This is a genomic window from Salmonella sp. SSDFZ69, from assembly GCF_004010755.1.
Lineage (GTDB): Bacteria > Pseudomonadota > Gammaproteobacteria > Enterobacterales > Enterobacteriaceae > Salmonella > Salmonella enterica.
On sequence record NZ_CP034831.1, the window covers coordinates 2,818,757 to 2,831,217 of the forward strand.

Here is a 12,461-nt window from a genome sequence, read left to right on the forward strand (position 1 = left end):
ACGTGCTCCAGTCTAAAAAAACGTTACAATTGCCCGCAGTGATAGAAAACCGGAATGAACTGAGGGTTTATGCGTACCGTTCTGAATATTTTAAACTTTGTACTGGGCGGCTTTGCCACTACGCTGGCCTGGCTGCTGGCGACGCTGGTCAGTATTGTGCTTATTTTTACCCTGCCGTTGACCCGCTCCTGCTGGGAGATAACCAAACTGTCCCTGTTCCCTTACGGTAATGAAGCCATTCACGTTGACGAACTTAATCCGGCGGCGAAAAGCGTATTAATGAATACTGGCGGTACCTTGCTGAATATTTTCTGGTTACTTTTTTTCGGCTGGTGGCTATGCCTGATGCACATTGCCTCCGGTATCGCGCAGTGTGTCACTATCATCGGGATACCTGTCGGTATTGCGAACTTTAAAATTGCCGCGATTGCGCTTTGGCCTGTCGGTCGCCGCGTCGTCTCTGTAGAAACCGCTCGCGCCGCGCGAGAAGCTAACGCGCGCCGCCGTTTTGAATGATCGGGACAAATAGCCTTTATGTTAAGTCCGTTGATTCGCCGTTATACCTGGAACAGTACCTGGCTGTATTACATCCGCATTTTTATCGCTCTGTGCGGCACCACCGCCCTGCCCTGGTGGCTGGGCGACGTCAAACTTACCATCCCGCTCACGCTCGGTATGGTTGCCGCGGCGCTAACCGATCTCGACGACCGCCTTGCCGGACGCTTGCGTAATTTAATCATTACCTTAATTTGCTTTTTTATCGCGTCGGCTTCTGTGGAGCTGCTCTTTCCCTGGCCGTGGCTATTTGCGTTGGGCTTAACGTTATCCACCAGCGGGTTTATTCTGTTGGGAGGATTAGGGCAACGCTATGCCACCATCGCGTTCGGCGCGTTACTCATTGCCATCTATACGATGCTGGGTACCTCTCTATACGATCACTGGTATCAACAACCACTGCTCCTGCTGGCAGGCGCAGTATGGTATAACCTACTGACGCTAACCGGGCATCTGCTATTTCCGATCCGTCCGTTGCAGGATAATCTGGCACGCAGTTACGAACAGTTAGCGCACTATCTGGAACTGAAATCACGTCTGTTTGATCCTGATATTGAAGATGAAAGCCAGGCGCCGCTCTATGATTTAGCGTTAGCGAACGGGCAGTTAATGGCGACGCTGAACCAAACGAAAGTGTCGTTATTGAGTCGCCTGCGCGGCGATCGCGGTCAACGCGGTACGCGCCGCACCCTCCATTACTATTTTGTGGCGCAGGATATTCATGAACGCGCCAGTTCTTCGCATATTCAATACCAGACACTGCGCGATTATTTTCGCCATAGCGACGTCATGTTCCGCTTTCAGCGTCTGATGTCGATGCAGGCGCAGGCCTGTACGCAGCTGGCGCGCTGTATCTTACTGCGTACGCCGTACCAGCATGATCCGCGTTTTGAACGCGTCTTTACCCACATTGACGCCGCGCTTGAACGTATGCGCGCCAGCGGCGCTTCTTTAGAGCTGTTAAATACGCTTGGGTTCTTATTAACCAACCTACGCGCTATTGATGCGCAACTGGCGACGATCGAGTCGGAGCAGGCCCAGGCAATGCCGCGCAATGAGTCAGAAAACCAGTTGGCTGATGATAGCCTGCACGGGTTTAGCGACATCTGGCTGCGTCTGAGCCGTAATTTTACCCCGGAATCCGCTCTCTTTCGCCATGCGGTACGCATGTCGCTGGTATTGTGCATCGGTTATGCTCTCATCCAAATTACCGGGATGCGCCACGGGTACTGGATATTGCTCACCAGCCTGTTCGTTTGTCAGCCTAACTATAACGCGACCCGCCATCGCCTTGCGCTCAGGATTATCGGTACATTGGTAGGCGTTGCGATCGGCCTGCCGATTTTATGGTTTGTCCCTTCGCTTGAAGGACAGTTAGTTCTGCTGGTGATTACCGGCGTGCTTTTCTTCGCATTCCGTAATGTGCAGTATGCCCATGCGACGATGTTCATCACCCTGCTGGTATTACTCTGCTTTAACCTCCTGGGCGAAGGCTTCGAGGTAGCGTTACCGCGCGTCGTCGACACGTTAATTGGCTGCGCTATCGCCTGGGCTGCGGTCAGCTTTATTTGGCCGGACTGGCGCTTTCGCAACCTTCCCCGGGTACTCCAGCGCGCCACCGATGCTAATTGCCGCTACCTTGATGCGATCCTTGAGCAATATCACCAGGGACGGGATAACCGCCTGGCCTATCGCATTGCCAGACGCGACGCGCACAACCGCGATGCAGAACTGGCATCCGTGGTTTCTAATATGTCGAGCGAACCCGACGTCACGGCTGAAACCCGGGAGGCGGCGTTCAGGCTGCTTTGCCTCAATCACACTTTTACCAGCTATATCTCCGCCCTCGGCGCGCACCGCGAAAAGCTCAGTAATCCGGACGTGTTGGGGCTTCTGGATGACGCGGTCTGCTACGTTGATGATGCGCTTCATCATCAACCTGAAGACGAACAGCGCGTACACCAGGCGCTGGAGGGTTTAAAGCAGCGAGTTCAGTCACTGGAAACACGTCCGGACAGCAAAGAACCTCTGGTTGTTCAACAAATTGGTTTGCTCATTGCCTTACTGCCCGAGATTGGACGCTTGCAACGGCAAATTTCACCGCCGACTTCTACATTAATTACCCAGCCGTAAGCGAATGAGCCCAGTCGGCAAGCTCCTGGCGACGACTCGCCGGGAGCGCCGCTTCATGTACGCCGACAATTGCGCCTTCCAGGGCATACAAAACTTTCACCGTCAGCAAGGGATTGCTTTGTCGCAACCTTAGCCAGCACATTTTCGCGCCCAGTATGCGTAACATATTTTCGTCCTTTATCCCTGACTCATTGAGCAATGTTTCCAGATGGAAGGTCATATTGGGGAGATCTTTGAGTCTGTGCTGTAAAATACGGCTGTGTTTTTCCTTCATTGCCGCGTCAAGAGAATACTTCGATAAACGCACCAGCTGCTGCTGATCGCGCCACAGGCTTTCATTCACCCGGTAATAGTTGAGCATAACGGGACGTCCACATTTCATAAACATGAGCCAGGCGGGAGGATGCTTCACACAGTAGGGTACGCTTTCTTCACAGGCGCGGAGATAAAGCTCGCCATTAGCCACCATCGCAAAGACGGTATCCTCCACGGTCAGACTATAGCTACCGAATAAAGATCGATACTGGATCGTCCCCAAAGAGGCCAAATATTCTTGCGATTTATAGATCCTGTCATAAGAGAGTGCTCTCATAAAATTCCTTTTAAATCATAAAGTAAAAGAATGATTTGCAGTAACGGATCCGTTAATGACGAAAATAGGCAACTTATACTCCGCGAGCAAGATGATTTTTATTTTTGACGCCACTAAGAATAAAAATTGCGAGACAGTTTCCGAAAATAGAGTTGATCTTTCATCGCCACAGGGGTACTGTATGAATATACAGTAACTCACAGGGCTGGATTGATTATGTACACTTCAGGTTATGCAAATCGTTCTTCGTCATTTCCTACCACTACCCACAACGCTGCGCGCACCGCTACGGAAAATGCCGCGGCAGGACTGGTCAGTGAAGTTGTCTACCACGAAGACCAGCCCATGATGGCGCAACTCCTGCTTTTGCCTTTACTCCGTCAGTTAGGCCAACAATCACGCTGGCAGCTCTGGCTCACGCCGCAGCAAAAGCTCAGCCGTGAATGGGTACAGTCTTCAGGTTTGCCATTAACGAAAGTGATGCAAATTAGCCAGCTTGCGCCTCGTCATACGCTGGAGTCGATGATCCGCGCTTTGCGTACAGGAAATTACAGCGTGGTAATTGGTTGGATGACTGAAGAACTGACAGAAGAAGAACATGCCAGCCTGGTTGAAGCAGCGAAGGTAGGTAATGCGGTAGGGTTTATCATGCGCCCTATACGTGCGCACGCTTTACCCAGGAGACAGCATTCCGGGCTAAAAATTCACTCTAATTTGTATCATTAAGTAAAATTAGGATTTATCCTGGACTTTTTTTTACGCGAACGTATCTCCTTTGAGTGCTAACGTTTTTTTTGCGAGAACGCTTGTCAGAAGCGGTTTCCGCAATTTTTGCTGTACGATTTATCATCTGAAACTGTTAAATGATGTGTATATCCGTCATGTTTTTTTCACATGTCTGACGGAGTTCACACTTGTAAGTTTCCAACTACGTTGTAGACTTTACATCGCCAGGGGTGCTCAGCATAAGCCGTAGATATCGGTAGAGTAACTATTGAGCAGATCCCCCGGTGAAGGATTTAACCGTGTTATCTCGTTGGAGATATTCATGGCGTATTTTGGATGATAACGAGGCGCAAAAAATGAAAAAGACAGCTATCGCGATTGCAGTGGCACTGGCTGGTTTCGCTACCGTAGCGCAGGCCGCTCCGAAAGATAACACCTGGTACGCTGGTGCTAAACTGGGCTGGTCTCAGTACCATGACACCGGCTTCATTAACAATGATGGCCCGACTCATGAAAACCAACTGGGCGCAGGTGCTTTTGGTGGTTACCAGGTTAACCCGTACGTTGGCTTTGAAATGGGCTACGACTGGTTAGGCCGTATGCCGTACAAAGGCGACAACATCAATGGCGCTTATAAAGCTCAGGGCGTTCAGTTGACCGCTAAACTGGGTTATCCAATCACTGACGATCTGGACGTTTATACCCGTCTGGGTGGTATGGTATGGCGTGCAGACACCAAGTCTAACGTCCCTGGCGGCCCGTCTACTAAAGACCACGACACCGGCGTTTCCCCGGTATTCGCGGGCGGTATCGAGTATGCCATCACCCCTGAAATCGCAACCCGTCTGGAATACCAGTGGACTAACAACATCGGTGATGCCAACACCATCGGCACCCGTCCGGACAACGGCCTGCTGAGCGTAGGTGTTTCCTACCGTTTCGGCCAGCAAGAAGCTGCTCCGGTAGTCGCTCCGGCACCGGCTCCGGCTCCGGAAGTACAGACCAAGCACTTCACTCTGAAGTCTGACGTACTGTTCAACTTCAACAAATCTACCCTGAAGCCGGAAGGCCAGCAGGCTCTGGATCAGCTGTACAGCCAGCTGAGCAACCTGGATCCGAAAGACGGTTCCGTTGTCGTTCTGGGCTTCACTGACCGTATCGGTTCTGACGCTTACAACCAGGGTCTGTCCGAGAAACGTGCTCAGTCTGTTGTTGATTACCTGATCTCCAAAGGTATTCCGTCTGACAAAATCTCCGCACGTGGTATGGGCGAATCTAACCCGGTTACCGGCAACACCTGTGACAACGTGAAACCTCGCGCTGCCCTGATCGATTGCCTGGCTCCGGATCGTCGCGTAGAGATCGAAGTTAAAGGCGTTAAAGACGTGGTAACTCAGCCGCAGGCTTAAGTTTCCGTCTGATAAAAAACCCCGCGTCGCGGGGTTTTTTGCTCTGGTCTGGGTGACAACGCCTTTCAGCGTTACTTCTTGCCTAATAACGCCTGTAAATCCTGCTTTAACGTGGTCATTTGCGTGGCATATTTCTCTTTATGCTCCGCGTCTTCTATCAGTTGCACTATCGTTTCGGATAATGTTTTACCGCGTCGCTGCGCAAGGCCCGCCAGACGCTGCCAGACCATAAACTCTAAATCGATAGATTTTTTGCGCGTATGCTGATGTTCCGCATTGAAGTGTCGTTTGCGTCTTGCCCGAATGGTTTGTTTCATCCGATTAAGCAAGGCAGGATTCATATGCCTGTCTATCCAGACATTTACCCGCACCGGTTCATTTTCGAGGGCCAACAACAAATTGACGGCTTCCTGGGCAGCACTGGCTTCCACGTAGCGGGTGATCAACTCCCCTTCGCGGTGCTTTTTCACCAGATATTTCCATTTCCAACCGCTTTCAAGATTTTCAAGTTGTTGATATTTCATTGCGATCCCAACGTTACCGTGTAACTGTTATCAGAATATCAGTTTTTTAGCCATCTGAAGAAAAGAATCTCTAACCTGTGAATGGTTACACGTCTTCATATTACTTTGCATTCGCTTTCCGCGTGTGCAGCGTGACGGGTTAGGCTATAATCCCCCCTTTTACAACAGACTAAAAAACCTCAACTTTGACCATTACGAAACTTGCATGGCGTGATCTGGTTCCGGATAGCGAAAGCTATCAGGAGATATTTGCACAGCCACACGCGACTGACGAAAACGACACCTTACTCAGTGATACTCAGCCACGACTGCAATTTGCGCTTGAGCAACTTATACAGCCGTGGGCATCATCCTCTTTTATGCTGACTAAAGCGCCTGAAGAGCAAGAGTATCTCACTTTACTTTCAGATGCCGTCCGCGCTCTGCAAACCGATGCCGGACAATTAACCGGCGGACATTATGACGTTTCCGGGCATACTGTTCATTACCGCGCCGCGCAGAATGCGCAAGACAACTTTGCCACCGTCACACAAGTCGTCAGCGCGGACTGGGTCGAAGCCGAACAGCTCTTTGGTTGCCTGCGGCAGTATAACGGCGACATTATCCTGCAGCCGGGACTGGTTCATCAGGCGAACGGCGGCGTGCTGATTATTTCCTTACGAACCCTTCTGGCGCAGCCGTTACTGTGGATGCGTCTGAAAGCCATCGTTAGCCGCGAGCGTTTTGACTGGGTGGCCTTTGACGAGTCGCGTCCATTACCGGTCTCCGTGCCGTCAATGCCGCTCAAACTGAAGGTGATTCTGGTTGGCGAACGTGAATCACTGGCTGATTTTCAGGAGATGGAACCGGAGCTCGCGGAACAGGCTATCTACAGTGAATTTGAAGACAATTTACAGATAGCGGACGCAGAAGCTATGACCCTGTGGTGTCAATGGGTGACGCGTATCGCTTTACGCGATAATTTGCCCCCTCCGGCACCGGACGCCTGGCCCGTTCTGATACGCGAGGCTGTGCGCTATACCGGCGAACAGGATACGCTGCCTCTTTGCCCACTGTGGATAGCCCGCCAGTTTAAGGAGGCGTCGCCTTTATGCGAAGGCGATACCTGCGGCGCAGAAGCGCTCAGCCTGATGCTTGCCCGACGCGAATGGCGAGAAGGCTTTCTGGCGGAACGGATGCAGGATGAGATTCTGCAAGAGCAGATCCTGATTGAAACCGAAGGCGAACGCGTTGGACAAATCAATGCGCTTTCCGTCATTGAATTTCCCGGGCATCCGCGCGCCTTTGGCGAACCGTCGCGAATTAGCTGTGTTGTGCATATCGGCGATGGCGAATTTAACGATATTGAGCGCAAGGCCGAACTTGGCGGGAATATCCACGCTAAGGGAATGATGATTATGCAGGCCTTCCTGATGTCGGAGTTGCAGCTGGAGCAACAAATTCCCTTCTCTGCCTCGTTAACCTTTGAGCAGTCCTACAGCGAAGTGGATGGCGATAGCGCCTCAATGGCGGAATTATGTGCGCTCATCAGCGCGCTGGCCAATGTGCCAGTGAATCAAAACATTGCGATTACCGGCTCGGTCGATCAGTTTGGTCGCGCGCAACCGGTGGGCGGGCTAAACGAAAAAATTGAAGGTTTCTTCGCCATCTGCGAGCAGCGGGAATTAAACGGTAAACAGGGCGTAATTATCCCTGCCGCCAACGTCCGCCATCTCAGTCTTAAATCTGAACTGCTGCAAGCGGTTAAAGAAGATAAGTTCACTATCTGGGCGGTAGACGACGTGACCGACGCCTTACCGCTACTGTTAAATCTGGTGTGGGATGGCGAAGGTCAAACGACGTTGATGCAGACTATCCAGGAGCGTATCGCGCAGGCGACGCAACAGGAAGGCCGTCATCGTTTCCCGTGGCCATTACGTTGGCTGAACGCTTTTATTCCGAACTGATCGGACTTGTTCAGCGTACACGTGTTAGCTATCCTGCGTGCTTCAATAAAATAAGGTTTACATAAAACATGGTAGATAAACGCGAATCCTATACAAAAGAAGACCTTCTTGCCTCTGGTCGTGGTGAACTGTTTGGCGCTAAAGGGCCGCAACTCCCTGCGCCGAACATGCTGATGATGGACCGCGTCGTTAAGATGACCGAAACGGGCGGCAATTTCGACAAAGGCTATGTTGAAGCCGAGCTGGATATCAATCCGGATCTATGGTTCTTCGGATGCCACTTTATCGGCGATCCGGTGATGCCCGGTTGTCTGGGTCTGGATGCTATGTGGCAATTGGTGGGATTCTACCTGGGCTGGTTGGGCGGCGAAGGCAAAGGCCGCGCTCTGGGCGTGGGCGAAGTGAAATTTACCGGCCAGGTTCTGCCGACAGCCAGGAAAGTCACCTATCGCATTCATTTCAAACGTATCGTAAACCGTCGCCTGATCATGGGTCTGGCGGACGGTGAGGTTCTGGTTGATGGTCGTCTGATCTATACCGCACACGATTTGAAAGTCGGTTTGTTCCAGGATACTTCCGCGTTCTAAGTGTTGAATTGATATTCCGCGCTATCGGTATCATGCTTGCAAAGCCAATAAAGGCGAAACCTCCGCACTGCGGAGGTTTCTTTTTCTAAAGAGACAGAATCAGGCCATTACCGCCCTGTCCTCCATGGCTTGTCGCCAACCTCCCAACCAGTATGACCGTTGATTCAGCGTCTGATAGGGACACATTTCTTTTGATCGTCCGGCGATGCCGGCCTGATATCCACGTTGATGTGCCCGTTCCAGGCGATCTCGTTTTTGTCTCTTCATGCCTCGTTTCCCTCATATTTGTATCTGGTGGAAAAGAAAACAGTGATTACAAAATGTGCAATCACACTACACGAATACCTCTAAATGGATCGCCCGTCAATGCGCAAAATTCACACCAATGTCATATTTGTGAGCTATACGGTAAATCATTTGTACAAAAAATGTGAGCCATAACAACTATTTTTCCGGCGTCAAAAATAAAAAAACCGCCTCAGGCGCACGACCTGAAGCGGTTAAATTTACATTACTTTTATCTCAGGGAAGGCGCTTTATCTCATCTGCGATAGCGGCTGCTTCCTGACTCCATGCGCTTGCCAGTACTTTGACCATCTCATCATAGCCATCTTTCTGCTGGCTGGCTTCGATATGGAAAGGCCGCTTAATCAGTTGTCCGTTGTGGTTTAATAACCACTCCCCGCTGACGATAACCTTACCATCGTAACGTCCATGGAATCCGGTTACGGTAACGTTCAACGTATCCTGGGTGGTTCCCAACGGCTGGGAAGCGACGACCCAGCCAGGAAGCCGGGCGCTAAGATTCGCCACCAGCGTGTTACGTAATTGCTGGTCCAGCGGGCTGGCCCACAGATTGTTATTGGCAATCACATACTGGACATCACTGGTTTGATACACCACGCCGTTACCTGCCAGATAGTCAGGTACGGAAACCTGCTCTACCCATAAGAGACGGTTGCCCTTGCTTGCGGTGCTTTGCACACCGCTTTGCGCTATCGGGAGCTGATAATAGCTTTTATTCTCTCCGCCGGAGCTACATGACGCCAGCCAGAACGCCATTATCACGACTAGCCATTTTTTCATTGTTTCGCCCTCTTAGGCTCAGGATCTTTTTTATCCTTCGCTTCAAATACCAGCGCGTTGCTCTTCTCGTTCAGAGTTTTCAACACCGGTTGTAACTCACGAAGCACCTGATCGAGACGCTGCATATCCGCCACCATTTTGTTATACGCCGCCGATCCAGGCTGGAAGCCTTGCATACTGCGGTTAAGTTCGCGTAACGTCGTTTGCATATCTGCCGGAAGCTGCTGCATCGACTGACTGGAGGTAATCTTGTTCATATTATCCAGCGTGGTTTGCAGCCGACGCATAGTACGCTGGCTTTCAGACAGCGTATTGGTCGCTTGTTCAATCATCGGATTCAGCGGCAGGTTGTTGATCTTATCCAACGTTTCCACCAGTCGCTGTTGAATTTGCGCCAGGCCGCTGCTGACGGTGGGAATAATTTCATAACCATCAAATTCGCGTAGCCCGGTGATCGGCGGCTCCTTAGGATAAAAGTCCAGATCGACATACAGCGCCCCGGTCACCAGGTTACCGGTTTTAAGCGAAGCGCGTAAACCGCGCTTAAGCAGTTCCGTCAAATGCGCGCCAACATCCGCATTTTCTCCCAATTGCGCTTTCAGACGCTCCGGTTCAATGCGCACCAGCACAGGAATACGGTAATCGTCGTTAAATACCTGGCGCATTTTAGACGCAAAGAAAGGCACTTTGCTTACCGTCCCCAGACGAATACCGCGGAACTCCAGCGGCGCGCCGGGTTGTAATCCGCGCACCGAATCTTTAAAGAACATCAGGTAATCGATATGATCGGTATACAGCGAATCCTGAATACTTTTTTGATCGTCGTAGAGATTAAACGCCGTTTTTTCGGCGACGGGTTGCCCCTGCTCAAGTCCTTCCGGCACATCAAAACTCACGCCGCCGCCAAACAACGTCGTCAACGATCCCATTTCCACGCGCATTCCCGCCGATGTCAGATCCACAGCGATACCGCTATCTTTCCAGAATCGGACATTACTGGTGACCAATCGATCGTTTGGCGCCTTAATGAACAACTGATAACTCATTGTCCGTTTTTGCGGATCGAAAGAGCTGGTTTCAACGGACCCTACCCGATAACCCCGGAACAGAACGGGATCGCCGGGACTGAGCTGACCGGCCTTTTTGCTGTCCAGAATCACACGAATACCTTTGGCATCGGGCGGCGCCAACGGCGGTGAGTCAAGAAGCTGATAGCTTTCCGGCTGACTGCCCTTACTTCCTGGTTGTAGTTCAATATACGCGCCTGATAACAACGTCCCAAGCCCGCTGATGCCTTCACGCCCCACCTGCGGTTTTACGACCCAAAATACCGAGTCTTTATGCAGCAACTTCTCCATACCGGAATGAAGCCGTGCTTTGATTTGTACATGGGTCAGATCGTCAGTCAGCGTCGCGCTTTCAACCACGCCGACATCCACGCTGCGACTTTTGATCGTCGTTTTTCCGCCTTCAATGCCTTCCGCATTGGTGGTAATTAAGGTCACTTCCGGTCCCTGGTGGCTGTAGTGATAAAACAGAATCCAGGCTCCGATAAGCGCAGTAACAATCGGGAATATCCAGACAGGCGACCAATTTTTCACCTTTTGTACTTTGGCTTCCCCTTTTTTAGGTTCCATGCTATCAGGACTCCTCATGGCCTGGTTCGTATTCACGATCCCACGACAGACGCGGATCAAAGGTCATCGCAGAAAACATTGTCATTATGACGACTAAAGCAAACATCAACGCACCCATCGCAGGATAAATATTCATTAACCCTCCCATACGCACCAGCGCAGAGAGTACGGCAATGACAAAGACATCAATCATTGACCAGCGCCCCACAAACTCCACTACTTCATAAATAAAATGCATCCGTTCACTGTCGCGCTTACCGTGGCCTTTCGCATCCCAACAAAGCCAGGCAATGGCGATCATTTTTAGCGTCGGCACCATAATACTGGCGAGAAAGATAACCGCCGCCACCGGATAAGACCCCTCGCTCCACAGCAAAATCACGCCAGCCAGAATGGTCGACGGCATTTTCGAGCCCAGTAAGTCGGTAATCATAATCGGCAAAATATTGGCGGGCAGATAAAGCATGATCGAGGTAAATAATAACGCCAGCGTCCACTGCAAACTGTTTTTACGCCGGACATAGCCTTTCGTATGGCAACGCGGACAGACGAGACTCTCCGCAGGCAGGATCGCCGTACAGCAGGCGCAAGAACGCAAAGACTGCCGGATACCGGTAATCCCCTGCGTTAACGGCTGCGCCAGTACAGGCTGCGGGGCGATATCATCCCACAACCAGCGGCGATCGACACACTGGAACGCCCGCAGTTGAACGAGACAAAATAAGCACCAGGGAATAAAACTGCTGCCGATGCCGATATCGCCGTAGGCCATCAGCTTAACAAAACTGACCAACACCCCGGCGAGAAATATTTCCGCCATTCCCCACGATTTGAGGAGGAAAAAGATCCTTGCCAGCGTTTTTTTTACCGACAACGGCAGACTGGCGCGGTTGACAAGTAATAGAATGGTCACCAGGCAAAATGCCGGCACCAGTTGGACAAATAACAAAAAGAACGTGCCGAGGCTGGCGTAATCTTCAGAAAACATGACGCCGGGGATTTCCAGAAGCGTGACTTCGCTGGTGACGCCCGCGACATTCATATTCACGAAGGGAAAAAGGTTAGAAAGCAGCAACATAAATAGTGCCGCTAACGCATAGGCGGTAGGACGCTGCCGGGGCGCGTCCCACTCGGTCGTTAACGTTGCGCCGCATCGTGGACATGCTGCTTTTTGCCCATGCGAGAGGCGGGGTAAAGCCACCAGCATGTCGCATTGCGGGCACAATATGTGCTTCGCAGCATGGTGATGTTCACACATAGGCGCTC

The 12,461-nt window shown here is 51.3% G+C and carries 12 protein-coding genes; 6 read left to right on the plus strand and 6 right to left on the minus strand.

Going from position 1 to position 12,461, the window contains the following annotated elements; translation table 11 throughout:
- Nucleotides 1–69: 69 nt before the first annotated feature.
- Both EOS98_RS14250 and yccS read left to right on the plus strand, forming a co-directional pair.
- Nucleotides 70–516, plus strand: coding sequence for a YccF domain-containing protein (locus EOS98_RS14250; RefSeq protein ID WP_001261222.1), 447 nt, complete (start codon nucleotides 70–72; stop codon nucleotides 514–516).
- Between the two features lie 18 nt (nucleotides 517–534).
- Nucleotides 535–2,688, plus strand: coding sequence for a YccS family putative transporter (yccS, locus tag EOS98_RS14255; protein ID WP_000950876.1), 2,154 nt, complete (start codon nucleotides 535–537; stop codon nucleotides 2,686–2,688).
- On the opposite strand, the gene EOS98_RS14260 is transcribed toward yccS, so the two are convergent.
- Nucleotides 2,675–3,280 carry a TfoX/Sxy family DNA transformation protein gene (locus EOS98_RS14260; protein WP_126524153.1) on the minus strand — a complete coding sequence of 202 codons (606 nt, stop codon included), beginning with the start codon at nucleotides 3,278–3,280 and terminating at the stop codon, nucleotides 2,675–2,677. The two genes, yccS and EOS98_RS14260, sit on opposite strands and share 14 nt — an antisense overlap.
- A 216-nt stretch (nucleotides 3,281–3,496) precedes the next feature.
- Between EOS98_RS14260 and sulA the strand changes: the two genes are divergently transcribed.
- On the plus strand, nucleotides 3,497–4,006 hold the full coding sequence (gene sulA / locus EOS98_RS14265; RefSeq protein WP_023195822.1) for an SOS-induced cell division inhibitor SulA: 510 nt from the start codon (nucleotides 3,497–3,499) through the stop codon (nucleotides 4,004–4,006).
- 356 nt (nucleotides 4,007–4,362) lie between these two features.
- Nucleotides 4,363–5,415 carry a porin OmpA gene (gene ompA / locus EOS98_RS14270; RefSeq protein WP_001670727.1) on the plus strand — a complete coding sequence of 351 codons (1,053 nt, stop codon included), beginning with the start codon at nucleotides 4,363–4,365 and terminating at the stop codon, nucleotides 5,413–5,415.
- Nucleotides 5,416–5,486: 71 nt separating this feature from the next.
- Here the strand turns inward: ompA and matP are convergent, their stop codons facing one another.
- A complete protein-coding gene (gene matP, locus EOS98_RS14275) occupies nucleotides 5,487–5,939 on the minus strand; it encodes a macrodomain Ter protein MatP (protein ID WP_000877172.1) in 453 nt (150 codons plus the stop codon).
- Between the two features lie 185 nt (nucleotides 5,940–6,124).
- Between matP and EOS98_RS14280 the strand changes: the two genes are divergently transcribed.
- Both EOS98_RS14280 and fabA read left to right on the plus strand, forming a co-directional pair.
- Nucleotides 6,125–7,885, plus strand: a complete 1,761-nt coding sequence (locus EOS98_RS14280; protein WP_126524154.1) for an AAA family ATPase — start codon at nucleotides 6,125–6,127, stop codon at nucleotides 7,883–7,885.
- A 68-nt stretch (nucleotides 7,886–7,953) separates the two neighbouring features.
- A complete protein-coding gene (fabA, locus tag EOS98_RS14285) occupies nucleotides 7,954–8,472 on the plus strand; it encodes a bifunctional 3-hydroxydecanoyl-ACP dehydratase/trans-2-decenoyl-ACP isomerase (RefSeq protein ID WP_000227928.1) in 519 nt (172 codons plus the stop codon).
- Between the two features lie 99 nt (nucleotides 8,473–8,571).
- Here fabA and rmf read toward each other — a convergent pair whose 3' ends face one another.
- The 4 genes from rmf to pqiA all read right to left on the minus strand — a co-directional run bounded on the left by rmf (nucleotide 8,572) and on the right by pqiA (nucleotide 12,453).
- Nucleotides 8,572–8,739, minus strand: a complete 168-nt coding sequence (gene rmf, locus EOS98_RS14290; protein WP_001537784.1) for a ribosome modulation factor — start codon at nucleotides 8,737–8,739, stop codon at nucleotides 8,572–8,574.
- A gap of 255 nt (nucleotides 8,740–8,994) precedes the next feature.
- Complete coding sequence (pqiC, locus tag EOS98_RS14295; protein WP_080213074.1) at nucleotides 8,995–9,558, minus strand: membrane integrity-associated transporter subunit PqiC; 564 nt, start codon at nucleotides 9,556–9,558, stop codon at nucleotides 8,995–8,997.
- Nucleotides 9,555–11,195, minus strand: coding sequence for an intermembrane transport protein PqiB (pqiB, locus tag EOS98_RS14300; RefSeq protein WP_000433414.1), 1,641 nt, complete (start codon nucleotides 11,193–11,195; stop codon nucleotides 9,555–9,557). Before pqiB ends, pqiC begins: the two co-directional genes overlap by 4 nt.
- Nucleotides 11,196–11,199: 4 nt before the next feature.
- Nucleotides 11,200–12,453, minus strand: coding sequence for a membrane integrity-associated transporter subunit PqiA (gene pqiA, locus EOS98_RS14305; RefSeq protein WP_080213073.1), 1,254 nt, complete (start codon nucleotides 12,451–12,453; stop codon nucleotides 11,200–11,202).
- Nucleotides 12,454–12,461 lie beyond the last annotated feature (8 nt).

What these genes read in the sequence shown, in the direction of transcription:
- EOS98_RS14250 (WP_001261222.1), top strand. Translation starts at nt 70, where the DNA reads ATGCGTACCGTTCTGAATATTTTAAACTTTGTACTGGGCGGCTTTGCC.
- yccS (WP_000950876.1), top strand. Translation starts at nt 535, where the DNA reads ATGTTAAGTCCGTTGATTCGCCGTTATACCTGGAACAGTACCTGGCTG.
- EOS98_RS14260 (WP_126524153.1), bottom strand. Translation starts at nt 3,280, where the DNA reads ATGAGAGCACTCTCTTATGACAGGATCTATAAATCGCAAGAATATTTG.
- sulA (WP_023195822.1), top strand. Translation starts at nt 3,497, where the DNA reads ATGTACACTTCAGGTTATGCAAATCGTTCTTCGTCATTTCCTACCACT.
- ompA (WP_001670727.1), top strand. Translation starts at nt 4,363, where the DNA reads ATGAAAAAGACAGCTATCGCGATTGCAGTGGCACTGGCTGGTTTCGCT.
- matP (WP_000877172.1), bottom strand. Translation starts at nt 5,939, where the DNA reads ATGAAATATCAACAACTTGAAAATCTTGAAAGCGGTTGGAAATGGAAA.
- fabA (WP_000227928.1), top strand. Translation starts at nt 7,954, where the DNA reads ATGGTAGATAAACGCGAATCCTATACAAAAGAAGACCTTCTTGCCTCT.
- rmf (WP_001537784.1), bottom strand. Translation starts at nt 8,739, where the DNA reads ATGAAGAGACAAAAACGAGATCGCCTGGAACGGGCACATCAACGTGGA.
- pqiC (WP_080213074.1), bottom strand. Translation starts at nt 9,558, where the DNA reads ATGAAAAAATGGCTAGTCGTGATAATGGCGTTCTGGCTGGCGTCATGT.
- pqiB (WP_000433414.1), bottom strand. Translation starts at nt 11,195, where the DNA reads ATGGAACCTAAAAAAGGGGAAGCCAAAGTACAAAAGGTGAAAAATTGG.
- pqiA (WP_080213073.1), bottom strand. Translation starts at nt 12,453, where the DNA reads ATGTGTGAACATCACCATGCTGCGAAGCACATATTGTGCCCGCAATGC.